Origin of the sequence: Ideonella sp. BN130291 (assembly GCF_036231905.1) — a bacterium.
GTDB lineage: Bacteria > Pseudomonadota > Gammaproteobacteria > Burkholderiales > Burkholderiaceae_C > CAMLIZ01.
In genome coordinates this window covers 210,638-237,366 of the sequence record NZ_JAZARE010000001.1, presented here as the reverse complement: position 1 = coordinate 237,366, position 26,729 = coordinate 210,638, and the positions used below count along the sequence as shown (strand labels likewise).

Sequence of the window (26,729 nt, the reverse complement as noted above, 5' to 3'; positions counted from 1 at the left end):
CCTGGGCGCGCCTTTGAGCGCCGGGCCCACAATCAGCCGCCGATGAGCGCCCCCTTCGATCGCCTGCCCGACGCCTGGTTCGCCGAGCGCGGCTGGCAGCCCTTTGCGTTCCAGCGCGAGGTGTGGCGGGCCATGGCCGAGGGCCACAGCGGCCTGCTGCATGCCACCACCGGCGCGGGCAAGACCTATGCGGTGTGGTTCGGTGCGCTGGCGCGGGCGCAGGCCTTGGGCGTGCCGGTGCTGGGCGGCGGCCGCCATGCGCCGCCGCTGGGTGTGCTGTGGCTCACGCCGATGCGGGCGCTGGCGGCCGACACCACGCGTGCCCTGGCGCGCCCGCTCACCGACCTGGGCAGCCGCTGGAGCGTGAGCCTGCGCACCGGCGACACACCCTCGGCCGAACGCGCGCGCCAGGACCGGCGCATGCCCACCGCGCTGGTCACCACGCCGGAATCCCTCACGCTGATGCTCACGCGCGAAAAGGCGATCGAGGAGCTTGCCGGTGTGCACACCGTCATCGTGGACGAGTGGCATGAGCTCATCGGCAACAAGCGCGGCGTGCAGGTGCAGCTGGCGCTGGCCCGCCTGCGGCGCTGGAACCCGCGGCTGGTGGCCTGGGGCCTGAGCGCCACCCTGGGCAACCTCGCCGATGCGATGCATGTGCTCACCGCCGACCCCGATGCGCGCCTGGTGCAGGGCCGGGTCGACAAGACGCTGGTGATCGACACCCTGCTGCCGCACGAACCCGGCCGCTTCTCCTGGGGCGGCCACCTCGGCGCGCAGATGCAGATGCCGGTGGTGGAGGAGATCGAGCGCTCGTCCACCACGCTGGTGTTCACCAATGTGCGCTCGCAGGCCGAGATCTGGTACCAGCTGCTGCTGCAGGCGCGGCCCGACTGGGCCGGCGTGGTGGCCTTGCACCATGGCTCGCTGGACAAGGAAGTGCGCAGCTGGGTGGAGCTGGGGCTCAAGGAGGGCCAGCTGAAGGCGGTGGTGGCCACCTCCTCGCTGGACCTCGGCGTGGACTTCCTGCCGGTGGAGCGGGTGCTGCAGATCGGCTCGGCCAAGGGCGTGGCGCGGCTGCTGCAGCGCGCCGGCCGCTCCGGCCATGCGCCGGGCCGGCCCAGCCGCGTGACCTTGGTGCCCACCAACACGCTGGAGCTGGTGGAGGCCGCGGCCGCGCGGCGCGCCGCGCATGCCGGGCGGGTGGAGCAGCGGCGCTGCCCGCACAAGCCGCTGGACGTGCTGGTGCAGCACCTGGTCACGGTGGCGCTGGGAGGCGGTTTCCCTGCCGAGCCGCGCGAGGGCGGCTGCGGCTACACCTCCGAGGCCCTGTTCGAGGAGGTGCGCACTGCGCCCTCCTATGCCGAGCTCACGCGCGAGGAGTTCGACTGGGCGATCGACTTCGTGGTGCAGGGCGGTGCCAGCCTGCACGCGTATCCCGACTTTCATCGGGTGCAGGTGGTGGAAGGCCGCTTCACCGTGCCGGACCGCCGCATCGCCCAGCGCCACCGCCTCGGCGTGGGCACCATCGTCAGCGACGCCGCGATGCAGGTGAAGTGGGTCTCGGGCGGCATGATCGGCACGATCGAGGAAGGATTCATCTCGCGCTTGAACCCGGGCGACTGCTTCGTGTTCGCCGGCCGCCTGCTGGAATACGTGCGCACCAAGGAGCTCACGGCCTACGTCAAGAAGCCGGAGAAGAAGCGCAAGGGTGTGGTGTCGGTGTGGAACGGCAGCAAGATGGCGCTGTCCAACGAACTCTCCGACATGGTGCTGCAGATGCTGCAGGACGCCCGCCGCGGCGAGTTCGACAGCCCGGAGATGCGGGCGGCCGAGCCGATGCTGCGCACGCAGATGGCGCTGTCCCAGCTGCCGTCGCCGGACACGCTGCTGATCGAACGCTTCCGCTCGCGCGAAGGCCACCACCTCTACCTGTATCCGTTCGCCGGGCGCAATGTGCACATCGGCCTGGGCAACCTGCTTGCCTGGCGGCTGTCGAAACAGCAGCCCAACAGCTTTGCGATCAGCATCAACGACTACGGCTTCGAGCTGCTGTCGCCGCTGCCGGTGGACATCGCGCCGCTGCTGGATGGATCCGCCTTCGACACCGGGCGGCTGATGCACGACGTGCTGGAGAGCCTGAACTCCAGCGCGCTCGCACGCCGGCGCTTCCGCGAGATCGCGCGCGTGGCCGGGCTGGTGTTCAACGGTTACCCCGGCGCGCCCAAGAGCCTGCGGCAGCTGCAGGCATCGTCATCGCTGTTCTACGAAGTCTTCCGCAAGTACGACGCCGGCAACCTGCTGCTCGGCCAGGCCGAGGGCGAAGTGCTGTCGCAGGAGCTGGAGCTGGACCGGCTGGCGCGTGCGCTGAACCGCATGCGCTCGCAGCGTGCGGAGCTGGTGGAGCTGAAGGTGCCCAGCCCGTTCAGCCTGCCGCTGATGGTGGAGCGCTTCCGCGAGCAGATCAGCACCGAAAAACTGAGCGACCGGCTGGACCGCATCCTCAAGGACGCTGCGCGCGAGCTGGGCGATGCGGCACCGCAAAGCGTGCCCGTGCGGTCGGCGCCGCAGGCCGAAGCCGAAGCCGCTGCCACTTTGTCACGCCGGCGGCCACCACGCGGCGCCTCCCCCAAGCGGGTGCGTTGACCGCACCGCGCCGCGGGGTTACGGTCAGGGGTGCCACACATGACCTCGATCTCCCAACGAAAGGCGGCCACCTGCGAGCGCAGCGTCCAGCTGCGTGCCCACAAGGCACTGGTGCGCCGCATCGCCGCGCGCATGCGCATGCGCCTGCCCGCCAACGTGACGATGGAGGAGCTGGAGCAGGCCGGCCTGATCGGCCTGAACGAGGCCCTCTCCCGCTTCGAAGAAGGCCATGGCGCCAGCTTCGAGACCTATGCCGCGCGCCGCATCGAAGGCGCCATGCTGGACGCGCTGCGCGCCACCGACACCTTGTCGCGCGACACCCGCTCGCGCCTGCGCCAGGTGCGCGCCGCGGTGCAGCGCCTGGAGCACCGGCTGCATCGCACGCCGCGCGCCAAGGAAGTGGCCAACGAACTCGGCTGGACACTGCAGAAGTTCCACGACCTGATGGTCGAAGCGGGTGCCGGCGGCGCCCGCACGCAGGACGAGGAGCTGGAGCAGGGCGAAGAGGCCTTTGCCACGTGGGCGGCCTATGGCGAGGACGAGGCGCAGGTGGACGAACTCGCCGATCCGCTGCGTGGCCTGCAGGCACGCCAGCGCCATGAGGCTCTGAACGCGGCCTTCGACGCGCTGGAGGAGCGCGAGCGCTTCGTGATGGAAGCGCTTTACCAGCGCGACGAAAGCATGAGCGAGGTCGCCGAATCGCTGGGCCTGAGCACCGCGCGCGTCTCGCAGATCAACAACGAAGTGATGGCCAAGCTCAAGCGGCGTTTACGCGACTGGTAGGCCCGCGGCGCCGGCCGCTACACTGCGCCGGCCTCGCTCCCCTGCCGTTCGATGACCGTCGCATCCAGCTCGTTCACCGCCGCTTCCAGCCCGCTCGCCGACTACCGCGCCCAGCTGCGCCAGGGCTTCATCGCCAAGCCGATGCTGCCCGCCGAGCCCGGCATCCCGTCGCCGACGCCGGCGTTCACCCGCGGCACCATGACGATGGTGGACCAGGGCGACCTGCGCATCGAGGTCGAGCTCGGGCCCTTGCTGGTGCACCACCTGTTCCGCGGCACCTCGCGCCCGTTGCAGGTCAGCGTCTGGGCCTGAGAGCCCGAGTGTTTTGATCCTTCAGCAGGGCGCTGCCGCCCTCAGGCCGGCGCCGCAAACAGCCGCTCGATCGCGGCCAGCAGGTCTTCCACCGCGGCCGGTTTCACGAAGTGGTCGTCGAAACCGGCGGCCAGGGCCTTGGCCCGGTCCAGCTCATGCCCGTAGCCGGTGAGGGCCAGCAGGCGCAGGCCCGGCACCCGGTCGTCATGTTTGAGCTGGCGTGCCAGCGTGTAGCCGTCCATGCCGGGCAGGCCGATGTCCAGCACCGCCACCTCGGGCACGAATGTGTCCAGCAGCGCCAGCGCCTGCGGCCCGCTCGCGGCGGTGCGAACCTGGTGGCCGAAGGTGCCCAGCACCAGCGCCAGCGTGTCGGCCGCATCGAGGTTGTCGTCCACGACCAGGATGCGCTTGCCCGGGGCGCCGGCCACCGTGCGCTGGGCCGGCAGCGGGGCGCTGGTGGCTGCGGCCGCGGTGGCGCGCGGCAGCCGCACGCTGAACCGGGCGCCCCGGCCTTCGCCCTCGCTGTGCGCGCTGACACTGCCGCCGTGCAGCTCGACCAGCGTCTTCACGATCGCCAGGCCCAGCCCCAGGCCACCGGCCTGGCGGTCCAGCGCCTGCTGGCCCTGCACGAAGAGATCGAACACCCGGGGCAGCAGGTCGGCCGGGATGCCGGCACCGCCGTCCTCCACCGTGACGGTGATGCTGGCGCTGTCCGCCAGCGTGCGCACCGCGATGCGGGCCTGCGGCGGGGTGAACTTGGCGGCGTTGCTCAGCAGGTTGGAAAACACCTGCGCCAGCCGGACCGCGTCGCCGAACACGAACACCGGCTCCGGCGGCAGGTCCACCCGCACCGGTTGGTCGCGGTGGGCCAGTAGCGGCTGCGCGATCTCGAGCGCACGCCCGATCACCTCGCGCAGGTCCAGCAGCTCGCGCTGCAACTGCACCTTGCCGCGCGCAAAACGAGACACGTCCAGCAGGTCGTCGACCAGCCGGGTGAGGTGGGCCACCTGGCGCTCCAGGATGCGGCGCTCGGCCTGGTGCGCATCGCCATTGCGCAAGGCCATCAGGCGCAGCGCGGTGACGATGGGCGCCAGCGGGTTGCGCAGCTCATGGCCCAGCATCGCGAGGAACTCGTCCTTCGACCGGTTGGCGGCTTCGGCCTGCTGGCGCGCGGCCTGGGCCTGCTCGTACAGCCTGGCGCGTTCCGCTGCGCCAGCCTGCTGCAACTGGGCCGATGCATGCAGCGCGTCGGCCACGTCCTGCAGCTCGCGGATGGAGCTGCCCTGCACCTGTGGCACCCGGCCCTGCCCCAGTGCCTGGGCCGCCTGGTGCAGTGAACGGATGGGGCGGGTGATGCCGCGCGACACCAGGAGCGCGGCCAGGCCCCCGAGCAGCAGCGACAGCAGCAGCCCGCCGCCATACGCGGCCAGCGACTGGCTGATGCCGGCATACACGGCGGAAGAGGGCACGCCGATCGCCACCATCCAGCCGCTGCTGCGCAGCCGGGTGTACGCGGTGTGGATCTCCTCGCCTTCCAGCGAGGTGGTCACCCCGGTGCCTTCGTCGCCGTGGCGGGCGATCAGCGCCTGCAGGCTGGGCGCCGCCGGCATGCCGATGAAGCGCTCCGCGCCGCGCGAGCGCGCCACGCGCAGGCCCTTGGCGTCGAACACCGACACCAGCCAGTCGTTGGGAATGCGCTGTCGCTGCAGCACGCTGGCGATGGCCTCCGGCCTCAGCACCGCGGTGAGCACATAACGCAGCTGCCCGTCGCGCATGACGGGCACACGCACCGGCAGCGCAAACTGCCCGCGATAGCCGCGCTTGAGCAGCCCGATCACGGCCTGGCGGCTCTGCACCACCTGGGCGAAGCTCTCCTGTTCGGCCATCGGCGGCAAGGCGCCGCCGTCCGGATAGGCGGTATTCAGCAGCACGCGGCCCTGGGGGTCGGCCAGCAGCGCCAGCTGCCAGCCCGACTGCTGCGCCACTACCCGCTGGACGCGCACCATGAAGGCCTGCAGGTCGCCGGTGTCCAGCGACGCGGCGGTGGACAGCACTTCCAGCGCGGCCACCGTGCGCTGCAGCTCCGCGTCCACGGCGATCGCCATCGCGCGGGTGAGGTCCAGGGCCGAGCGTTCAGCCTGCTGGCGCTGCTGCTGCACCATCAGCAGCAGGCCCAGGCCGGACATCAGCGCGAGCGGCACGATGGCGGCTGCTGCCAGCAGCATCAGCCGCGTGCGCAGCGCCAGGTTCCGTCGCGGTGTGGGGCCCTCCGTCATGTCGGGGGCAGTGTAAGGCGGCCTACTTGCGCATCAAGGTGCTCTTGCCGAAGAGCGACTCGATCAGGTCCACCGCCACTTCGGCCGTGGCATTGCGCACGTCCATCGCCGGGTTGAGCTCCATCACGTCCAGCGAGGCCAGCCGCCCGGTGTCGGCGATCATCTCCATGCACAGCTGCGCCTCCCGGTAGGTGGGGCCGCCGCGCACCGTGGTGCCCACGCCGGGCGCCACGTCGGGATCGAGGAAGTCGACGTCGAAGCTCACGTGCAGGTGCGTGTTCACGTCCATGGTGGCCAGGGCCAGCTCCATGGTGTGGCGCATGCCCATCTCGTCGATGTAGCGCATGTCGAACACTTCCAGGTCCATCTCGTGCACGAAGCGCTTTTCGCCTTCGTCCACCGAGCGGATGCCGATCTGGCGCACCCATTTGCCCTGGATGGCCGGCACATGGCCGCCGATCTCCACCAGCTCCTTGGGGCCGTGGCCGCACAGGCAGGCCACCGGCATGCCGTGGATGTTGCCGCTGGGCGTGATGATGCTGGTGTTGAAGTCGGCATGCGCGTCCAGCCAGAGGATGCGCAGCTTCTTGCCCTTTTCGCGGCAGTGGCGGGCCACCGCGCTGATCGAGCCGATGGCCAGGCAGTGGTCGCCGCCCAGCAGGATGGGCAGGCGCCCCTGCTCCAGCTCGGCGTACACGCCTTCGTGCACCGCCTGGTTCCAGGCCACCACCTCTTCCAGGTGACGGTAGCCTTCGTCGGGTGGCTGCCAGGGGTTGTTGGGGCCGACCAGATTGCCGCGGTCGATGACCTCCAGGCCCTGGTTCTCCAGCGTGAGCTGGATGTCGGCCACGCGCAGGGCTTCGGGGCCCATGCTGGCGCCGCGGGCACCGGCGCCCACGTCGGTGGGGGCGCCGATCAGGCTGATCTTGGTGTTCATGTGGGTCTCCGGCGAGCGTGGGGCGTCATGACGCGCGATTCTCCATGCCGCCGGTGTGAGAGATATTCACTTTGCCCGCGGCCCGGCCTGCCGCGTTAGCGAAAAGTTCGCTCAAACATCGTCTGCAAAGCTGCCTTTGGCCGGCGCGCCGTCAAAGCCGTACTCGCCGCGGAGCAATTCCCAGGCCTCCTCGGCCGTCTCCACATAGCGGAACAGGTTCACGTCGCCGGGGCTGATCATGCCGGTCTCGATCAGCAGCTCGAAGTTGACCAGGCGTGACCAGAACTCGCGCCCGAACAGCAGGATGGGCCGGCGCCGGCACTTGCCGGTCTGGATGAGCGTGAGCGCCTCGAACAGCTCGTCCAGCGTGCCGAAGCCGCCGGGAAAGGCCACCAGCGCGATCGAGCGCATCAGGAAGTGCATCTTGCGCAACCCGAAGTAGTGGAACTGGAAACACAGCTCGGGCGTGATGTACGGGTTGGGCGCCTGCTCATGCGGCAGCACGATGTTCAGGCCGATGCTCTTGCCGCCGCACTCATGCGCGCCGCGGTTGCCTGCTTCCATGATGCCGGGGCCGCCCCCGGTCACCACGTACAGCGGCGTCTCCAGCGTGGCGGACGCCTGGGTCACCAGCTCGGCAAAACGTTGGGCCTCGGCGTAGTAGCGCGACATCGCCATCGCCACCTCGGCCCGCTTGAGCACCAGCGCGTCGCCGCTGGCGCGCGCCACTTCAAGCGCGGCCGCCGCTTCGTCGGGCGCCGGGATGCGGGCGCTGCCGAAGATCACGATGGTCGACTCGATGCCCTGCTCCTGCTGGATCAGCTCGGGCTTGAGCAGTTCGAGCTGCATGCGCACCGGCCGCAGCTCTTCGCGCAGCAGGAACTTGTTGTCGGTGAAGGCCAGCCGGTAGGCGCTTTCCGGGCCGGCGTACAGCGAGGGCGGTTGTGCAGTGACCGCTTCTTCCTTGGCGCTCGGGAAGTTGCGCGCCTTCAGGTCGTCGCGCTTGTCCAGCATGTCCATGTGGGGTCCGCAGATCTGGGAGAGGGGGCCGATGTTAGGCCAAGGCCACCCCAGCGGAATCGCCGGCGCGGTAGGCGATCATGGGCGCATGACGGCCTGCCGAATCGTGATCACCGAGTTCATGGACGAGAGCGCGGTGCAGCGCCTGCGCCAGCAGCACCATGTGTTGTACGACCCGACGCTGGTGGACCAGCCCGGCGCGCTGCTGGCCGAGGCACCGATGGCGGACGCCCTGGTGGTGCGCAACCGCACCCAGGTGCGCGGCAGCCTGCTGGCCGCCTTGCAGCGCTGCCGGGTGATCGGCCGCCTGGGCGTGGGGCTGGACAACATCGACCTGCCGGCCTGCGAGCAGCGTGGCATGCAAGTGATCCCGGCCACCGGCGCCAATGCCGCCAGCGTGGCGGAATACACCATCGCCAGCGCGCTGCTGCTGCTGCGCGGGGCCTACCAGGCCAGCGCCGACGTGGCGGCGGGCCTGTGGCCTCGTGCAGCTTTGAGCCACGGCCGCGAGGTGGGTGGCAAGGTGATGGGCATCGTGGGGTTTGGCGACATCGGCCGGCTCACCGCCCGCCTGGCCGCCGGCCTGGGCATGCAGCCGGTGGCCTGGCGCGGCCGGCGCGAGGCGAGCGATCCGCTGTTCGCCGAGGCCGGCGTGCGCGCGCTGACGCTGGACGAGTTGCTGGCCGAGGCCGACGTCGTGAGCCTGAACCTGCCGCTCACGCCGCAGACACGGGGCCTGTTCGACGCCACCCGCATCGCGGCGATGAAACCGGGTGCAGTGCTGGTGAACACCGCCCGCGGTGGCATCGTGGACGAGCGGGCCCTGGCCGCCGCGCTGCGCGAGGGCCGCCTCGGCGGCGCCGCCCTGGACGTGTTCGAGGCGGAGCCGCTGCCGGCCAGCGCGCACTTCCAGGGCTGCCCCAACCTGCTGCTCACGCCGCATGTGGCGGGCGTGACGCAGGAAGCCAACCAGCGGGTGAGCGGGATGATCGCCGAGGCGGTGCTGCGCGCGCTGGGCTGACAGCGGAGCGCGCGCGCGGGCGGCCGTGTCCTTCAGCGGTGTTCCAGCGCCGCCGGCCCTTTCTTCAGCAGCTCGTCGAAGTAGGCGATCGTCTGCTTGAGCCCGTCGTCCACGCCCACCTTGGGTTCCCAGCCCAGCACCGCCTTCGCCTGGCTGATGTCGGGGCGGCGCCGCACCGGGTCGTTCATCGGCAGGGGCTTGTGCACGATGGCCGAGCGCGAGCCGGTGAGCGCGACGATCTTGTCGGCCAGCTCGCGCACCGTGTGCTCCACCGGGTTGCCGAGGTTCACCGGGCCGGTGAGGTCGTCGGGCGTGTCCATCAGGCGGATGAAGGCTTCTACCAGGTCGGTGACGAAGCAGAACGAACGCGTCTGCGTGCCGTCGCCATACAGCGTGATCGGCTCGTTGCGCAAGGCCTGCACGATGAAGTTGCTGACCACGCGGCCGTCGTTGACCTGCATGCGCGGGCCGTAGGTGTTGAAGATGCGCGCCACCTTGATGCGCACGTTGTGCTGGCGGTGGTAGTCGAAGAACAGCGTCTCGGCGCAGCGCTTGCCTTCGTCATAACAGGCGCGCGGGCCAATCGGGTTGACATGGCCCCAGTAGGTCTCGACCTGCGGATGCACCTCGGGGTCGCCATACACCTCGCTGGTGGAGGCCTGCAGCACGCGCGCCTTGATGCGGCGCGCCAGCCCCAGCACGTTGATCGCGCCATGCACATTGGTCTTCACCGTCTGCACCGGGTCGAACTGGTAGTGCACCGGGGACGCCGGGCAGGCCAGGTTGTAGATCTCCTCGCCTTCCACGAACAGCGGCACCGTGACGTCATGGCGCAGCAGCTCGAAGCGATGGTCGTCCAGCAGGTGCAGCACGTTGTCCTTGGTGCCGCTGTAGAAGTTGTCCACGCACAGCACGTGGTGGCCGTCGCCCAGCAGCCGGTCGCACAGGTGCGAGCCGAGGAAACCGGCACCGCCGGTGACGATGACGGTCTTGCGGGGGCGTGAGGCAGCGGGCATGGACAACACCTTCAATCGGATTGAACGTGATAGCCCGCGGCAAGGCCCATGCCCGTGCGGCGCGGGCCCAGCGCGCCGCCCCGCACCCGACAGCCAGCTCAGTAGCCCCGCAGGTCGTCCACCGCCATGCTCAAGGGCCCCCCGGTGATGCGCTGCAGCGTGCGCGTCATCACGTCGATGTCGTTGTCGAAGGCGCCGTGGGCGGCCGGTTGGGTCACGTCCTCGCCCGCCGAATCCACAGCCACCCGCACCCGGCCCGTGTTGACCACCTGGGTGCGCTGGGCCAGCGACACGCTGTCCGCCGCCTTGCGCCAGGTGGCCAGGGCCTCGCCGGTGTCGGAGGAGCCGTCCCAGCCGTCGTAGGACGTGTCGTTCACCACGTCCAGGCCGAGGATGGGTGTGCGCAGGTCGGTCTCCAGCGCGTTGGACACCAGGTAGAGCAGGGACTTGTGATAGATCGAGGCGACGTTGTCGTCACGCTCCTCCTTGTCCGACAGCACGTCCAGGTACAGCCGCTGCATCACCTCGTCGTCCGATGCGTAGTGGCGTGCCGCAAAGGCCACCGTGCAGGCCGGTGCGAACAGGCTCACCGTGGTGAGCGCGCCCTTGACCGCGGGGCGTGCGGCCGCGGCCTTGAGCAGGTGGCCCAGCAGGATGGAGCCGGCCGAGTGGCCCACCAGGTGCAGCTGGAAGCGGCTGCCCCAGGTGCCGGCCAGCGCCTGGATGGCCTCCAGCAACAGCTCCCCGCCATGGCGCGGCGCAAAGGCGAGTTCGGCGTTCTCCTTCATCTCGCTCCAGATCGGCTTGGCGAAGGGTCGGCCGATGGTCTTTTCGACCAGCAGGTCCATCTTGTCCTTGAGCCAGTCGCCGGCGCCGGCCACCTGCGGCTGCTTGCGGCGTGCGTCCTCGAGGATGCCGCTGATCGACTCCACCAGGCCGGTCTTCCACACCATGAACAGCGGGTAGCAGCCGTTGCCCGCGAAGAACCGGCCCATCGCGCTGGCGCGCTTGATCGCAGCCGCTTCATCGTTGAGGCCGCCGTGCACGTACAGCACCAGCCGCTTCGGTTCGTTGGCAGGGCGGGTGCGGAACCACTGGTCCGGCAGCGCGAACACCTGGTGCTGCAGCTTGCGCGGCGGTTCGTCCTCGGTGAGGTAGCGCTGCACCCGGCCGTCATTGCCCAGCACCACGCTGTGCTGGTAGGCCATGCCGCTGTCCCACCACTTGGAACGGTCGGCGCCGGCGGCGCGGGCACCCTGCACCATGGAGCCGGAGGCCAGGCGCCCGGCCACCACGCCGGGCACGCCCAGCGACACCACCCAGGCGTCCATCGCGTTGGCCAGCCAGTCCAGGTAGCTCAGCACCGCGAAGCCGCCGCTGCCCCATTGTTCGCCCCAGGAGTTCTGGATCAGGAAGCCCTCGCGGTTGAAGCCCACCACCGCGAAGGCATGGCCGCCGTCCTTGGACGGCTTGCCGTCGAAGGGAATCACCGGCACATCGGCATGGGACTTCACTGGCGCCTTGGGCGAGGGGAGTTCGTCCCAGCCGTCGTGCGTGAAGGCAGAGACGAACACCGCGCCATGCTGGGCCACCGCTGCCTGCATGTCGGTGATCGACTTGGTGTCCACCCGGTAGTACACGCCCAGCGTGTTCTGCGTGGCCCGGGTGGCAAAACCGTACCTCGCGGGGTTGGACTTGTCGGGCGCATAAGGCCAGTCCTCCTCCAGGCACACGCCGTTGTTGAACCAGCCCTTGATCGCCCCGCGACAGCTGGAGCCCTCGTAGTTCTCGCCCTGGTATTCGTCGTGGCGGCGCGCCAGGATGTACAGCATGCGCGGGCTCACCGACTGCATCCGCGCCGGGTTGCCGGCTTTCACCCAGCGCAGGTAGTTGATGACGCAGGCCAGGCCGAAGCCGGTGCAGGCGCCTTCCTGGCCCTGGTTGAGCACCAGCCGGGCCTCCGCATAGGCGGGCAGGAAGCGGGCGATGTCATTGGCGCCCGGGTATTCGTCGGGCAGGCTGGTGGCCCAGGGCATGAACTCGCGGTCGCGCAGGTCGGCTGCGTCCTTCTTGGTCTTGGAGACCTTGTGCGTGCTCTGGGTGGGCCGCTGGCTGCGCCGCGCCGGCGTGGCCGCAGCGCCGGCCTGGGCGGGCCACACCGCATCGGCCAGCGTGAACACGCTGCGGAAGTTGTCGATGCCATGCGAGCCGCCGTTGACCAGCTTGCGCGCGGCGAGCAGGTTGCCCTGGGCCACGGCGCTGCGGAACTTGGCCGCATGGTCGGAGAGGAACACCGCCAGCAGGATGGCAGCCACCTCGGGCGCGTTGGCCAGATCGGGCCGGCCTTCGATGTCGCAGCCGATCTTCTCGCCATAGGTGGCGTAGTTGGAGCGGCCGGTGAGCTGCACGAAGCCGCGGCCGCGATAGCGCGCGCCATCGCCCGCGGCGCGGTTGCCCAGGCGGCCGTCGTACAGGCCGAAGGGCGCACCGCCCGGTGCGGTGTTGAACTTGGACTGGAACTCCGAGATCGGCACGAAGCCCTCGGTCTCCGACCGGATGGTGCCCAGCGCTCCCACCACCATGGCCCGGTCGGTGAGGCCGGCCACACCCAGCGCGGCTTCGATGTAGGGCAGGTAGCGCGCGATGTTGGCCGGCTTGGTCACCGGGAACAGGCGGCTCACATGGCCGACGTCCAGCGCCAGGCCGTCGAACTTGCCGCCTTGCGGCGCAATGAGCCCCAGCAGCACCTGGTTGTGCGGGCCCACCACGCCGTCGGCAATGATGCCGATGCCCGACTGCCAGCGCCGGATGGCGGCCTCGAACTCATCGTCGATCGCCGCGCCCGCCTGGTGGAGCACCGGGAACTCGGTGGCGTCGTTGCCCAGCTCCTTCGCGAGCGCCTTGGCGAGCTTGTCGACCTCTGCGCCCGAATGCCCCTTCATCATCAGCAGCTGCATGGTGTCCTCCCGGACCGGAATGCCAACAAGGCACCTGGCCAATATGGACCTGCGGTTCTCCGCCTGCATCGTTCAAATGTGGGATGCGGCGGACCTGCTGCTGAACGCGTTTTTGCAATGCGGGTTTTCAGCGGCTGTCAGCGGTGTTGCGGCAGCCAGCTCGGGCCGGGCGAACTCGGCCCGTCGGCGGTGAACTCCAGCGGGTCGATGCACATGCGGCGTGCCGCCTGGTCCGGCCCCCAGGCGTGATAGACGAGGTAGCGGCTGCTGCCGTCGGGCCCCACCGTGACCGAGCAGTGCCCCGGGCCCAGCACCTGCCCCGGCACGGTGCGCAGCACGCGCGGGCCGGCGCCGGGCGCGTCGTCCACGTAGGGCCCCATCACCGAGTCGGCCACCACGTAGTCCACCCCATAGGAAGGGGTCTGCCAGCTGCCGCCGCTGTAGAGGCAGTAGTAGCGGCCGTCGTGCCGCACGACGAACGGGCCTTCCAGCGTGTGCCAGTCGAACACCTGGCCGTACATGGGCCGGTCGGCGGCAAAGCGCTGCCAGTCGAAGCGCGCGCGCGCCACCGTGCGGCCGCTGCCGGGCACCAGCGCGGTCATGCTGGCCATCGCATGCACCACCAGCGCGGTGCCGGCGCGCACCGCGGCGCCGCTGTCGTCCACCGTCTCCAGGAAGTCGCGTGCGGAGAAGAGGTACCAGCGCCCGTCCACGTCCTGGAACGGATGGGGGTCGATCGCGAAGGGCACATCCGCGGGGTCGGTGAGCTGGGCGCAGTCCACGTAGGGTCCCAGCGGTTCGTCGCTGCAGGCCACGCGCAGCTGGTGGCTGCGGTCGCCATGGCCGACCGAGTAGTACATGAACCAGCGGCCGTCGGCCTGCACGATCTCCGGCGCCCAGAAGGTGTCGCCCAGGGCGGCATCGGGCCGCACCAGCGCGTGGCCGGCAGGCTGCCATTGCACGAGGTCGGGCGAGCGCAGCAGCGGAAACACGGTGGCCCCGCCCGCGCCGCTCACCTCGCCGGCCGCTTCGGCGGGGCCCGTGCCGATGGCGTAGTACTGGCCGGCATGGCGCCAGACGTACGGGTCGGCAAAGTAGTGCGGGTGGACCGGGTTCTGGTAGCGCAGACGGGGCATCGCGAGGGGTTCCTTGGCTGATTTGCAGGCCGCTATCAGAAAGCAACAAAGAATCTTGTTTGTTATCGTTTTCACGGGGTGACTACTTCCAGCCAACTCGCGATGATCGGCCCCGGAGAGAGGGAAGTCGTGCGGTAGTGACACCTTTCTACCAAAGAATGCTGCAGTTAACCGGCCGATTGTTGGCAATCGGTTTGTTGCAGTTGTCGCCGCGATGCGCGTGCGTCCACGACCTCGGAGCCCACGAATGATTCCTTTCAAGCTCACCCCGATCTGCATCGCTTGTACGCTGTCCGCGCTCGCCACGGCCGCCTGGGGCCAGGCGGCCACGCCCGCGGCGGCGGCCGACAACACGGTGCAGACCGTGGAGATCACCGGCATGCGCAAGAGCCTGCGCACCACCGAGGAGATCAAGCGCGACTCGATCCAGGTGGTCGACTCGATCAATGCGTCGGACATCGGCGCTTTTCCGGATCGGTCGATCGGGGATGCGCTGCAGCGCATCTCGGGCGTGCAGATCACCCGCGACCTCGGTGAAACCGCCAACGTGATCATTCGCGGCCTGCCCGACGTGTCCACCACCGTCAACGGCATGGAGGTGTTCACCGGCACCGGCCGCCGCATCAGCTACCAGGATCTGCCGGTGATGTCCGTGCAGGGCCTGGACGTCTACAAGTCACTGACCGCCGACATCCTGGAAGGCGGCATCGCTGGCTCGGTGAATGTACGGCTCGCCACGCCGTTCACCCAGGGCATGGGCTGGCAGGCCACAGCCAAGGCGGGAGCGCGCCGCCTCAAGCCCCAGGGTTCCTCGCAGAGCGAGAACTACACCGACCCGGCGGTGGGCGGCTCGATCAGCAATCGGACCAAGACCGATGCGGGCGAGATGGGCTTCCTGGTGGACGCCTACTACCAGAAGGACCGGTTCGTGTACCCGGTGCAGTGGAACGACCGGCCGGAGCAGGTGTGGTCGGTGGACGCCAACGGCAACTCGACGCATGTGTTCCGCGACCAGAACGGCATCTTCCAGCCGGCCGCTCCGGGCGAGCGTTTGGCCAGCGCGGCCTTCGTGGGCGGCATCTACAACCGCGGTAACCGCGAGCGCGCCAGCCTGCACGGCGCCTTCCAATGGAAGCCCAGCGACAAGCTGGAGGTGAGCTCGCACCTGCTGTCGATGGACTACAAGAACCGCTTCGAGACGGATTACATCTTCTCGATCGTGGGCTGGACCCCGCATGCCACCGACGTGGTGGTGGGCACCGAGGGCTGCTTGCCCAACGGCAACAACCCGATCTGCCCGGTGATCTCGTCCACCAACCCGGCCACGCGCTACGGTCCCAATCCATGGAACGTGGACCCCAACACCACCACGAGTACGCAGGCCTTCCGCCAGAAGACCCGCACCAACCTGGCGACCTTGGGCGTGGCCTACCGCGAAGGGCCGCTGCGCCTGAACTCCGACCTCGCCTTCTCGCATTCGAAGTACTCCAACGAGCGCATCGTGGTGGACCAGCGCGTGATGGACGTCACCACGCGCACCTACACCGTGGGCCCGGACGGGCATGGCGGCTTCACCTCGGTGACCACCCCCTCCAGCCAGACGCCGCTGCGCGACCCGAGCCAGTTCGCCTTGCTGGCGCTGGTGCAGAACTGGAACGAGGACACCGGCCGGCAGGCGCAGTGGAAGACCGATGCCGAATGGGCGCTGGGTGACGGTTTCATGCGCAAGGTGATGGGCGGGGTGCGCCTGAGCGAACGCCGCGCCGAATCGCAGGCGGCCAACACCTTCAACGACTTCCCAGACGACGCCCGGCCGCTGGCCAGCGTGGCGTTCGGTCCCAACTTCGATCGCCTGGTGCCCGGGGTGGACCGGCTGCTCGGCCCGTTCATGACGCCGGACATGAACTACCTGCTGGACAACACCGATGCACTGCGCCAGGGCTACGGTGCACCGCTGGGCCGCGCGCCGGCCGATCCACTGCGCTCGTTCTCGCAGCGGGAGCGCAACATCACGGCCTATGTGCAAGGCAAGTTCGGCTTCGACGTGGGCAGCGTGTCGGTGCTGGGCAATGCCGGCGTGCGCCTGATCCGGGTGAACCGGCGCCTGGAGGGCACCTTGAGCACGCCGCCCGCCCAGCAAGGCGACCCCAACGTGCTGAGCCCGCTGGACATGACCACGTCCGAGACCAACGTGCTGCCCAGCCTGGGCCTGGTGGCGAGCTGGACCGACCGGCTGCAGTCTCACTTCACCGTGGGCAAGACCATCACGCGCCCAACGTTCGCCGATCTGAACCCTGCTTTGGCGCTAACGGCAGCGACGGTCAACGTGCCGGGTGCGGGAAGCGCTGGCAACCCGAATCTCAAGCCAACCAAGTCGATCAGCTCCGACGCGACGCTGGAGTACTACTTCAAGAAGAACGGCTACGTGCAGGTGGCCGTGTTCGACCGGCGCATCGACGGCTATCTACAGCCCTTCACCGACGTGGAAAACATTGGCGGTGAAAACTACTACGTGACGCGTCCGCAGAATTCGCGAAAGGGCCGGTTGCACGGCGTGGAAGTCGGCGGCCAGGCCTTCTTTGACTTTCTGCCTGGCATCTGGAGGAACTTCGGTATGCAGGCGAACTACACGCTGATCAACGGCAAGAACCAAACGCGCACGTCGCTCAACAGCGACACCTTCATCGACTCACCGCTGGTGGACGTGTCCAAGCACAACTACAACCTCGTGCTGATGTACCAGGGCAACGGCATCACCGGCCGCCTGGCCGCCACCCACCGCGGGGCCTATGCGGACAACGTGAACGACGGCGACTTCCACCTCGTCAACACGGTGCGCGGTGCGACCTACGTGGACTTGAGCTTGGGCTACGCGATCACCAAGAACCTGTCGCTGCAGTTCGACGCCACCAACATCACCCACACCAAGTACGAAAGCTACATCGGCGACCCGAGCCGGCCGCGCGACATCCGCTACACGCCGTCCACCTACTCGCTGGGCGTGAACTTCACGCTGTGAAGCGGCCCGCTTCCCCTCAGGCGGCAGCCCCCGGGCCGCTGCCTTTGGGGAAGTCGTAGGTGATGCGCATCAGGATGTCCTGCGGGTAGTTGCCGAACTTGCGCCCGAACAGATTGAGGCCGCCGCGATGACGTGCATCCTCCTTCACCGCGAGCCGCACCTTGATGTGGTTGGACTGCGCCAGGCGCAGGTCGGCAATCGCCACGCTGGAGAGCGTGACGCCGTCGATCAGGGTGCCGCCCTCGGTGACGGTCCATTGCTTGAGCAGGCCGTGCGTGGTGCGCTCGGTGGGCCACCAGGCCGGGGTCAGCAGGCCGGGCTTGCCGCCGTAGTCGCCGGGGCTGGTCCAGGTGCCCACTTCCACGTCGTTGATCACCAGCGTGATGTCCGAGGGCCAGTCGGGGTTGTGCGAGGGCGCCTCGGAGCAGATCTCCATCGACAGCTCCAGCGTGCGCGGCAACACGCCGTAAGGCAGGTTGTTGGGGAAGGCGTATTCGATGTAGCCGTCCTCGGCAATCCAGATCAGCTGCGCATGCACATGGTCCGGCTCGAAGAACGAGCGGGGGTCGTCCAGCATGCCGATGATCTTGTTCTCGCTCACCAGGCCGCAGGAGGGCTTGGCCTCCACGAAGCGGTAGCTGCCGATCGGCATGGCCACCGACGTGACGTTGGGCGTCTTCTCCACCGCCGCGCCGGGCAGGCGGATGTGCACCTCGTCGTAGCGCTTGGCGCACAGCTTCTGCGTGCCGCGGGTGCCCGGCTCGGTGGCCACCGACACCAGCCCGGCCGCCTGCAGCTGGTTGATGTTGAAGCTCACCGTCGAATGCGGCAGGTTCATCGCGGCGGCGAGCTCGGACACGTTGAGCACCTGGTCGGTCAGCAGCGCGAGCATGGCCTGCCGCGTCTCGGACGCCAGCGCCTTGATCACCGGCAGCACTTCTTCGCCGTCCAGCACGAGGACGCGGCCTCCATCCAGTTTCATGCGCGCTGTGTCCTTAACAACGGTGGGATTGGGCAGATTATCGACGCGGCCCGTGCCGCAGCCCCCGGCGGATCGCGCAAATTACTCTCTATATGCGTTGACTCTAACAAGAATTGTTGAGATAGTGAACGCACTGCTTTCATCCTTTCCTGGAACCCGTTCATGGACCACCCCCGCCCCCAGCTGCGGCGCACCGACTGGCGCAGCCTCGACGGCACCTGGCAATTCACTTATGACGACAAGGCGCGCTGGAGCCGGCCGGCGCAGGTGCGTTTCGAGCGCGAGATCCGCGTGCCGTATGCGCCTGAGGCCCAGCTCAGCGGCGTGGGCGACCTGGGTTTTCACCACCGTTGCTGGTATGAGCGCACCGTGCCGCTGGTGGGGCTGAAGAGCCGGCCGGACGACCGCCTGAAGCTGCACTTCGGCGCGGTGGACTACCGCGCCACCGTGTGGGTGGACGGCCAGCGCGTGGGCCAGCATGTGGGCGGCCACAGCCCGTTTTCCATCGACATCACCGACTGCGTCGCGCCCGAAGCGGCGGAGATCACCGTCAGCGTGCTGGCCGAGGATGACCCGGCGGACATGCACAAGCCGCGCGGCAAGCAGGACTGGCATGCCGAGCCGCACAGCATCTGGTACCCCCGCACCACCGGCATCTGGCAATCGGTGTGGATCGAACGCGTGCCGGCCACCCACATCGAGCGCCTGCGCTGGACGCCCAACTTCGCGCGCTGGCACATGGGCGTGGCGGTGCGTGTGGCGGGCGGGCGCCCGGGCATGTCGCTGGTGGTCACGCTGATGGCCGACGGTGCGGTGATCGCGCAGGACCGCACCATGATCTTCGGTGCCGATGCCTCGCGCGACATCCACCTGCCCGACCCCGGCATCGACGACGCGCGCGCCGAGCTGCAGTGGTCGCCGGAGCATCCGCAGCTGATCGACGCGGTGGTGGAGCTGCATGACGCCGACGGTTGCCTGCTGGACCGGGTGGAGAGTTACACCGCCATGCGCTCGGTGCGGGTGGAGGATGGCCGCTTCCTGCTCAATGACCGGCCCTACGAGCTGCGCATGGTGCTGGACCAGGGCTACTGGCCCGATTCCCTGATGACGGCCGACACCGGCCGCCTGCGCGCCGACGTCGAGGCGATCAAGCGCCTGGGTTTCAACGGCGCCCGCAAGCACCAGAAGAGCGAAGACCCGCGCTGGTTGTACTGGGCCGACTGCCTGGGCCTGTGCGTGTGGAGCGAAATGCCTTCGGCCTACGGCTTCTCCGACACCACGGTGCATGCGCTGTGCGACGAGTGGCGCGCGCTGGTGGAGCGCGACCTGTCCCACCCCTGCATCGTGGCCTGGGTGCCGGTGAACGAATCCTGGGGCGTGCCGGCACTGCCCACCCAGGCGCGCCAGGTGGACCTCGTGCGCGCCCTGTACCACACCACCCGCGCGCTGGACGGCACGCGCCCGGTGGTGGGCAACGACGGCTGGGAGATGCCGTGCGGCGACATCCTCAGCATCCATGACTACACCGACGAACCGCAGAAGCTGATCGAGCGCTACGGCAGCCGCCAGGCGGCGCGTGCCACCCTGCAGCACGAGCGCCCGGGCGGCGGCCACGCGCTGCTGCTGGACGGCTTCGAAGGGCACGACCGCCCGGTGATGCTCACCGAGTTCGGCGGCATCGCGCCGCTGCACGAGGGCGACGAAGGCTGGGGCTATTCACTCGTCGAACCCGGAGCGGAATTCGCCGGGCGTTATGTGGCGCTGCTGGAGGCGGTGCATGAATGCAAGGGCCTGGTGGGCTTTTGCTACACCCAGCTCACCGACACCTTCCTGGAGAAGAACGGCCTGCTCACGCCGGAGCGCCAGCCCAAGGCCGACCCGGCCATGATCGCGCGCGCCACCAAGGGCAAGCTTTTCAAGGCGGCGGACTACGAGCGCAATCCGCTGGGCTACAACAAGCGCTGGCTGAAGAAGCTGCGCCTGCTGGAGAGCCTGGCCGGCCATGCGGGGCCGCTCAGCCATGCGGAGCAGGTGGCGGCCGACATGGAGCCGCCCTTGCCGGTCACGGCATGAGCGCATCGACCGTCTTCGATCCGGTGCGCCATCCGCATCGGCGGCTCAACCCGCTCACCGGCCGCTCGGTGATCGTGTCGGCCCACCGCAGCCTGCGGCCCTGGGCCGGGCAGCAGGAGCCGGTGCGCGGCGAGGCGGTGTTGCGGCACGACCCCGGCTGCTACCTGTGCGCGGGCAACCGCCGCGCCAACGGTGAGCTGAACCCCCACTACAGCGGCACCTTCGAGTTCACCAACGACTTTGCCGCGCTCACGCCCGACGCCGGCGAGCCGCCGCCCGCTGCTTCAGGTTCGCTGATGCAGGCGGCGCCGGTGCGCGGCACCTGCCGGGTGCTGTGTTTTTCGCCCGACCATTCGCTCACCTTGCCGCAGATGCCGTTGCCCGCGATCGAGGCCGTGGTGCAGGCCTGGGTGGACCAGAGCCGGGCGCTGGGTGCGCAGTACCGCCATGTGCAGGTGTTCGAGAACAAGGGCGCGATGATGGGCTGCTCCAGCCCGCATCCGCATGGCCAGGTCTGGGCCACCGACCATGTGCCCGGCGAGGTGGCGCTGGAGGACGAACGCCAACGGGCCTATCACGCCCAACACGGGCGCGCGATGCTGCTGGACTACGTGGCGCAGGAGCTGGCCGACGGCGCGCGCACGGTGGTGGACACCACCCACTGGCTGGCGGTGGTGCCGTACTGGGCCAACTGGCCTTTCGAGACCCTGCTGCTGCCCAAGGCGCCGGCCGCCCGGCTGGAAGCGCTGTCCGACGCGCAGCGCAGCGATCTCGCGTTGGCGATCCAGCGCCTGACCCGGTGCTACGACCAGCTGTTCAACGTGTCCTTCCCGTACTCCATGGGCTGGCACGGGGCGCCGCACGACGAGCGCGACACCGCGCCGTGGCAGCTGCATGCGCACTACTTTCCGCCGCTGCTGCGCTCGGCCACCGTGCGCAAGTTCATGGCCGGCTTCGAGCTGCTGGGCGATGCGCAGCGTGACCTCACCCCCGAGCAGGCGGCCGAGCGCCTGCGCAGCGTGGAGGCGCTGGCATGACAACGAACCCGGCGTCGTTCGATCGCGCACAGTTGCTCGCACGCGCGCTCAACGCCTTCCACGGCCGCTTCGGCGGCGAGCCGCGCCTGTTGGCGCGCGCGCCCGGGCGAGTCAACCTCATCGGCGAGCACACCGACTACAGCGACGGCTTCTGCCTGCCTTGCGCGATCGACCGCGAAACCCTGCTGCTGCTGCGGCCGCGCCACGACGGCCGGGTGCGGGTGCTGGCCTGCGACGAGGGCAGCGAGCTCGACAGCTTCAGCCTCACGCAACCCATCCAGCCGCGCGAGCCGGCCGGCTGGGCCAACTATGTGCGCGGCACCCTGGCCGCGCTGCAGGCCGATGGCGTGAAGCTGCAGGGCGCTGACATCGCGATTGCGGGCAACGTGCCGCTGGGCGCTGGCTTGAGTTCATCGGCGGCGCTCGAAATGGCGGTGGCCACCGCCTTCGACGCCCTGGCCGGCACGGGCCTGGACGTGCGCCGCAAGGCGCGCGCGGGCCAGTGGGCCGAGCACCACTTCGCGGGCTGCCAGTGCGGCATCCTGGACCAGCTGGCTTCGGCCGCCGGCGTGGCGGGCCATGCCCTGCTGCTGGACTGCCGAACGCAGGAGACGCAGGCGATCCCGCTGCCTCCCGACCTGGCGGTGCTGGTCATCCATTCCCGCGTGCAGCGCGGGCTGGTGGACAGCGAATACAACCTGCGGCGCCAGCAATGCCAGCAGGCGGCCGCCGCGCTGGGCGTGCCCTTGCTGCGCGACGTGGACAAGGCGCTGTGGCAGGCGCGCGCGCATGAGCTGCCGCTGCCGCTGTTGCGCCGCGCGCGCCATGTGGTTACCGAGAACCAGCGCACGCTGGACGCGGCCCAGGCGCTGCGCGACGGCGACCTGCAACGCGCGGGCGAGCTGATGCGCGAGTCGCACGTGTCCATGCGCGACGATTTCGAGATCGTGCCACCAGCGGTGGACCGGCTCGCGATGATCGTCAACGAGGTGCTGGGCCCGCAGGGCGGCGCGCGCATGACAGGCGGCGGTTTTGGCGGCTGCGTGGTGGCGCTGGTGCCGCACGGCCGTGTGGCGTCGGTGCGCAGCGCGGTGGAGCGCGGCTACCGCAGCCCCGGCGGCGAGCCGGCGCTGGTGTGGGCCTGCAGCGCCAGCGCGGGCGCGGGGCTGCTGGCATGAACGGGCCTCGCACCATGCGTGCTTGTGCCATCCTGCTGGCGGGCCACCGGCTGCGGCCTGTTCACGCGCCGTAGAGCGCATTCAAGGAGACACGACATGCAGGGCATCGAGTGGGTGAACGTCAGCAAGCGCTTTGGCGCCACCCAGGTCATTCCGGACTTCAGCCTGCGCATCGAGCCAGGTGAGTTCGTGGCGCTGCTCGGGCCCTCGGGCTGCGGCAAGTCCACCTTGTTGCGCATGCTGGCCGGGCTGGAGCCGGTGAGCGCGGGCAGCATGCGCATCGGCGGGCGCGAGGTCACCACCTTGCCCCCGGGCCAGCGTGGTGTCGCCATGGTGTTCCAGCAGTACGCCCTGTACCCGCACATGAGCGTGCGCGACAACATGGCGTTCGGCCTGCGCAACATCGGCATGCCGGCCGACCAGATCGGCCAGCGGGTGGAAGCCGCCGCCAAGATGCTGGAGCTGGGCAGCCTGCTGGAGCGACGGCCGGCGCAGCTGTCGGGCGGCCAGCGTCAGCGCGTGGCGATCGGGCGGGCGCTGGTGAAGCAGCCTTCCGCCTTCCTGCTGGACGAGCCGATGTCCAACCTGGACGCGGCCCTGCGCACCCGCACCCGGGTGGAACTCGCGCGCCTGCACAAGCAGCTGCGTACCACCATGCTGCTGGTCACGCATGACCAGGTGGAAGCCATGACGCTGGCCGACCGCATCGTGGTGATGAACCAGGGCCGCATCGAGCAGGTGGCCACGCCGATGGAGGCCTACGACCGGCCGGCCACCCGCTTCGTGGCGGGTTTTGTCGGCAGCCCGGCGATGAACTTCCTGCCGGTGCAACGCCAGCCCGACGATGGCGGCGGCGCGGTGGTGCAGCTGCCTGGCGGTGCGTTGCTGTCCACCGGCGTTCGCCTGGACGCGTCGGCAGCGGACGGCTGGACGCTGGGCGTGCGGCCCGAGGCGCTGCAGGTGCAGGCCGAGGGCCTGCTGCCCGGCACGGTGGAAGTGATCGAGCGCCTGGGCGACCGCACCCTGCTGCATGTGCAGCTGCCCGACGGCAGCCTGGTGGTGGCCGATGGCCGCGCGCAGCCGGAGCGCGCGATCGGCGACACGGTGCGGCTGGGCTTCGCACGCGACAAGCTGCACCTGTTCGACGCCCAAGGCCGGGCGCACCGCGCATCATGACCCGCGTGCAAGTGCCCACGGTGGTGGCCGCGGCCGATGCGCCGCTGGCGGTGCAGCTGCCGGCGCAAGGCCCGCACACCACGCAAGCGCAGCGCGTCGGCTGGTTGTTCATTGCGCCCTTCCTCGCCGCCTACGTGCTGCTGATGGTGTGGCCGACGGTGCGCGGCGTGTGGCTGAGCCTGAATGCGGTGGACCTGCTGTCCAACCTGGGCCGCTTCGTGGCCTTTCGCAATTTCGTCGACCTCGCCGAGGACGAGATCGCGGTGCGCGCCTTCCTCAACACCTTGCTGTTCGCCGGCATCGCCACGCCCCTGCTGGTGGGCACGGGCCTGGCCCTGGCGCTGGTGCTCAACCGGCCCGGCACGCTCGCCGCCTGGCTGCGCGGCATCTTCTTCGGCACCTCGGTGCTGTCGGTCACGGTGGTCACGCTGATCTGGCGCCTGATGCTGCGGCCGGAGACCGGTGCCCTGGCCAGCGGGCTGCAGGCCGCCGGGCTGCCGATGGCGTCGCCCTTGCACAGCCCCTGGCTGGCGCTGCCCACCGTGGCCATCATGACGCTGTGGTGGTGCGTGGGCCTGCCGATGATGCTGTTCCTGGCCGCGCTGCAGCAGATACCCAACGAGGTGTACGAAGCGGCCGACCTGGACAACGCCAGCCGCTGGACCCGCTTTCGATTCATCACGCTGCCGGCGCTGCGGCGGGTGCTGGTGCTGGTGACCATCACCCAGGTGATCGCGCAGCTGCAGATCTTCGGCCAGGTGCAGCTGCTCACCGAAGGCGGGCCCAACCACAGCACACGCTCGCTGGTGATGTTCATCTACGAGGCCATGTTCGACCAGTGGCAGCTGGGTTATGCCGCGGCGGCCTCGCAGGTGCTGACCGTGCTGCTGCTGCTGTGCCTGGAAGTGCAGGCAAAGGTGGCGCGGGCCGACAAGGAGGGGCGGCGATGAGCATCGCAACCGTGCTGGGCCGCAACCGCGGCGATCGCATCGCGATGGTGGCTGTGATGCTGTTCGCGCTGGTGTGGGTGCTGCCGCTGCTGTGGGTGCTGGCGCTGTCCTTCAAGCCGAACCAGGTGCTGCAGCTGGGCACCGCGGTCTGGTACGAAGCGCCCTTCACCTGGCGCAACTACCACGACATCGTGGCCACCTCGCAGCTGTTCCGCTGGATCGCCAACTCCTGCATCGTGGCCCTGGGGCAGACGGTGCTGGTGCTGGCCGTGTCCTCGCTGGCCGGGTATGCGTTCGCGCGCCTGGAGTTCCCGGGGCGCAAGCTGCTGTTCGCCGCGGTGCTGGCCGGCCTGGCCATTCCGCAGGCGGGCTACGTGGCGCCGCTGCACCGGCTGTTTGCTGACTGGGGCCTGCACAACACGCATGCGGCGCTCATCCTGCCCGGCGTGGCCGCGCCCTTCGGCGTGTTCCTGATGTCGCAGTACTTCAAGGCGATCCCGATCGAGCTGGAGGAGGCCGCACTGCTGGACAACGCCTCGCGCTGGACCGTGTTCTGGAAGGTGGTGCTGCCGCTGTCGTTGCCGGCGCAGGCCACGCTGGGCATCTTCACCTTCCTGAACGCCTGGAACGACTACCTCTGGCCGGTGATGTCGGCCACCCAGCCCGCCATGTACACCCTGTCGCTCGGCCTGGCTTCCATGCAGACCAACTTCGCGCAGAGCGAGGGCCTGGGCTTCCTGATGGCCCAGGCGGTGTTCGCGGCGATTCCGGTGCTGGTGCTGTATGCCTTCTTCCAGCGCCACATCGTGGCCGCGGTGGCCGGGGGTGTGCGATGAGCGCGCGCTGGTTTCGCCGCTGGTTGCTCGCGCTGCTGGCCCTGTTGCCGCTGTGGGCGGCGGCGCAGCAGCGCACCGAGATCACCTTCGCGCGTTTTTTCGGCGCCTGCGATGCGGAGTTCGGTGCCGTCACCGACCCCACCGCCGCCACCGGCGAGTGCGGAATCATCACCGTGCTCACCAACCGCTTCAACGCCACCCAGCAGAGCGTGCTGGTGCGCACCCAGATCATCGAGCACCGCCCGTACTACAACCAGATCGGCGGGCGCATCATCAACCGCGACGTGCCGGCCGTCGCCATCCTGCACGGCTCCACGCTCAACGACTTCGTCAAGCGCGGCCTGGTGGAGCCGCTGGACAGTGGCTTCCAGGAGATCGGCATCAATGCCGCCGACTTCACGCCGCAGGCCCAGCGTGCGGTCACCGTGGGCGGCCGGCCCTACGCGCTGCCTTTCGACACCCACTCGTGGCTGTGGCACATCAACCTCAACCTGCTGCGCAGCGCGGGGCTGGCCACGGCCGCGGGGCAGCCGGTGCTGCCGCGCAGCGAGGCCGAGCTGCTGGATCAGGCGCGCCGCTTCAAGGCGGCCACCGGCAAGCCCTACTTCATCATGCTCACCGTCAACGATGCGCCGGCCTTCGCGCGCACCCTGATGACCCTGGTGCAGCAGCAGGGTGCGAGCCTGTTCCCCCAGCGGCCCACGCAGATCGACCTGCGCAGCCCGGCGGCCGAACGGGCGGTGACCCTGATGGCCACGCTGTACCGGGAAGGCCTGGCCTCGCACGGGCATGACTACGGCGCCGGCATCCAGGCCTTCGTCGGCGGGCAGGGCGCGGTGATGATCAACGGCACCTGGCTGCTGGGCGACCTGGACCGCGAGGCGCACCAGCCCGGCCGGCCGCTGCACCAGGGCTACACCGCAGTGCCGTTCCCCCAGCTGTACCAGCAACCCGGCGCCTGGGCCGACAACCACCTGCTCGTGATGCTGAAGGGTGGCACGCACAACCCGGCCGAGCGCCGCGCTGCGCTGCAGTTCCTGAAGTTCCTGTACGACGAGGGTGGTGCCTGGGCGCGCACCGGCCAGCTGCCCACTCGCCAATCGGTCATCCAGGGTGCGGCCTTTCGCGCGCTGCCGTTCCGGCCGCAGGTGGCACCGCTGGCCGACTTCGGTGCCGCGTTGCCGCAGGAGGTGGCGCGCCAGTCACGCGTGACCACCATGCTGGGCGACGCGCTCACCGCGGTGGTGGTGCACGAGGCCCCGATGAAGACCACGCTGGAGCGCGAGCAGCGCAGCATCAACCGCATGCTCGAACGCGACGCGCAGTTCACCCACGCGGATACCGCCCCGCACTGAACCCACCCCACAAGGAGTC

19 protein-coding genes are annotated in these 26,729 nt (G+C 69.4%); 12 read left to right on the top strand and 7 right to left on the bottom strand.

Features of this window, described 5'->3' with window-relative positions; genetic code table 11:
• Positions 1-42: 42 nt before the first annotated feature.
• The 3 genes from VPH43_RS01075 to VPH43_RS01065 are packed head-to-tail and all read left to right on the top strand — an operon-like array spanning position 43 to position 3,741.
• Positions 43-2,646 carry a ligase-associated DNA damage response DEXH box helicase gene (locus VPH43_RS01075; RefSeq protein WP_328575795.1) on the top strand — a complete coding sequence of 868 codons (2,604 nt, stop codon included), beginning with the start codon at positions 43-45 and terminating at the stop codon, positions 2,644-2,646.
• A 39-nt stretch (positions 2,647-2,685) separates the two neighbouring features.
• Positions 2,686-3,429: a sigma-70 family RNA polymerase sigma factor gene (locus tag VPH43_RS01070; protein ID WP_328575794.1), complete on the top strand. Its 744-nt coding sequence runs from the start codon at positions 2,686-2,688 to the stop codon at positions 3,427-3,429.
• Between the two features lie 51 nt (positions 3,430-3,480).
• On the top strand, positions 3,481-3,741 hold the full coding sequence (locus VPH43_RS01065; protein WP_328575793.1) for a hypothetical protein: 261 nt from the start codon (positions 3,481-3,483) through the stop codon (positions 3,739-3,741).
• 41 nt (positions 3,742-3,782) lie between these two features.
• Here VPH43_RS01065 and VPH43_RS01060 read toward each other — a convergent pair whose 3' ends face one another.
• The 3 genes from VPH43_RS01060 to VPH43_RS01050 all read right to left on the bottom strand — a co-directional run bounded on the left by VPH43_RS01060 (position 3,783) and on the right by VPH43_RS01050 (position 7,968).
• Entirely contained in the window at positions 3,783-6,017 is a 2,235-nt protein-coding gene (locus tag VPH43_RS01060) for an ATP-binding protein (protein ID WP_328575792.1), read from the bottom strand.
• A 22-nt stretch (positions 6,018-6,039) separates the two neighbouring features.
• Positions 6,040-6,954 carry an arginase gene (gene rocF / locus VPH43_RS01055; protein WP_328575791.1) on the bottom strand — a complete coding sequence of 305 codons (915 nt, stop codon included), beginning with the start codon at positions 6,952-6,954 and terminating at the stop codon, positions 6,040-6,042.
• 111 nt (positions 6,955-7,065) lie between these two features.
• On the bottom strand, positions 7,066-7,968 hold the full coding sequence (locus tag VPH43_RS01050; RefSeq protein ID WP_328576187.1) for a TIGR00730 family Rossman fold protein: 903 nt from the start codon (positions 7,966-7,968) through the stop codon (positions 7,066-7,068).
• 94 nt (positions 7,969-8,062) lie between these two features.
• Here VPH43_RS01050 and VPH43_RS01045 point away from each other — a divergent pair, with 94 nt between their 5' ends.
• On the top strand, positions 8,063-8,995 hold the full coding sequence (locus VPH43_RS01045; RefSeq protein WP_328575790.1) for a hydroxyacid dehydrogenase: 933 nt from the start codon (positions 8,063-8,065) through the stop codon (positions 8,993-8,995).
• A gap of 32 nt (positions 8,996-9,027) precedes the next feature.
• Here VPH43_RS01045 and VPH43_RS01040 read toward each other — a convergent pair whose 3' ends face one another.
• The 3 genes from VPH43_RS01040 to VPH43_RS01030 all read right to left on the bottom strand — a co-directional run bounded on the left by VPH43_RS01040 (position 9,028) and on the right by VPH43_RS01030 (position 14,104).
• Positions 9,028-10,011, bottom strand: coding sequence for a UDP-glucuronic acid decarboxylase family protein (locus VPH43_RS01040; protein ID WP_328575789.1), 984 nt, complete (start codon positions 10,009-10,011; stop codon positions 9,028-9,030).
• A gap of 98 nt (positions 10,012-10,109) precedes the next feature.
• Positions 10,110-12,968 carry a C1 family peptidase gene (locus tag VPH43_RS01035; protein WP_328575788.1) on the bottom strand — a complete coding sequence of 953 codons (2,859 nt, stop codon included), beginning with the start codon at positions 12,966-12,968 and terminating at the stop codon, positions 10,110-10,112.
• A 137-nt stretch (positions 12,969-13,105) separates the two neighbouring features.
• Positions 13,106-14,104, bottom strand: coding sequence for a glycoside hydrolase family 43 protein (locus VPH43_RS01030; RefSeq protein WP_328575787.1), 999 nt, complete (start codon positions 14,102-14,104; stop codon positions 13,106-13,108).
• A 247-nt stretch (positions 14,105-14,351) separates the two neighbouring features.
• Here VPH43_RS01030 and VPH43_RS01025 point away from each other — a divergent pair, with 247 nt between their 5' ends.
• A complete protein-coding gene (locus VPH43_RS01025; RefSeq protein WP_328575786.1) occupies positions 14,352-17,123 on the top strand; it encodes a TonB-dependent receptor in 2,772 nt (923 codons plus the stop codon).
• A gap of 16 nt (positions 17,124-17,139) precedes the next feature.
• Here VPH43_RS01025 and VPH43_RS01020 read toward each other — a convergent pair whose 3' ends face one another.
• Positions 17,140-18,105 (bottom strand): ArsR/SmtB family transcription factor, encoded by a 966-nt coding sequence (locus VPH43_RS01020; RefSeq protein ID WP_328575785.1) that lies wholly within the window; start codon positions 18,103-18,105, stop codon positions 17,140-17,142.
• Between the two features lie 162 nt (positions 18,106-18,267).
• Between VPH43_RS01020 and VPH43_RS01015 the strand changes: the two genes are divergently transcribed.
• From VPH43_RS01015 to VPH43_RS00985, 7 genes are all read left to right on the top strand, one after another.
• A complete protein-coding gene (locus VPH43_RS01015) occupies positions 18,268-20,178 on the top strand; it encodes a glycoside hydrolase family 2 TIM barrel-domain containing protein (RefSeq protein ID WP_328575784.1) in 1,911 nt (636 codons plus the stop codon).
• Entirely contained in the window at positions 20,175-21,215 is a 1,041-nt protein-coding gene (locus tag VPH43_RS01010; RefSeq protein WP_328575783.1) for a UDP-glucose--hexose-1-phosphate uridylyltransferase, read from the top strand. Before VPH43_RS01015 ends, VPH43_RS01010 begins: the two co-directional genes overlap by 4 nt.
• Positions 21,212-22,393 (top strand): galactokinase, encoded by a 1,182-nt coding sequence (galK, locus tag VPH43_RS01005; protein ID WP_328575782.1) that lies wholly within the window; start codon positions 21,212-21,214, stop codon positions 22,391-22,393. The genes VPH43_RS01010 and galK overlap by 4 nt, the downstream gene beginning before the upstream one ends.
• Before the next feature lie 96 nt (positions 22,394-22,489).
• Complete coding sequence (locus tag VPH43_RS01000; RefSeq protein WP_328575781.1) at positions 22,490-23,569, top strand: ABC transporter ATP-binding protein; 1,080 nt, start codon at positions 22,490-22,492, stop codon at positions 23,567-23,569.
• Complete coding sequence (locus VPH43_RS00995) at positions 23,566-24,519, top strand: carbohydrate ABC transporter permease (protein WP_328575780.1); 954 nt, start codon at positions 23,566-23,568, stop codon at positions 24,517-24,519. Before VPH43_RS01000 ends, VPH43_RS00995 begins: the two co-directional genes overlap by 4 nt.
• A complete protein-coding gene (locus tag VPH43_RS00990) occupies positions 24,516-25,355 on the top strand; it encodes a carbohydrate ABC transporter permease (protein WP_328575779.1) in 840 nt (279 codons plus the stop codon). The genes VPH43_RS00995 and VPH43_RS00990 overlap by 4 nt, the downstream gene beginning before the upstream one ends.
• A complete protein-coding gene (locus VPH43_RS00985; RefSeq protein WP_328575778.1) occupies positions 25,352-26,710 on the top strand; it encodes an extracellular solute-binding protein in 1,359 nt (452 codons plus the stop codon). Before VPH43_RS00990 ends, VPH43_RS00985 begins: the two co-directional genes overlap by 4 nt.
• Positions 26,711-26,729 lie beyond the last annotated feature (19 nt).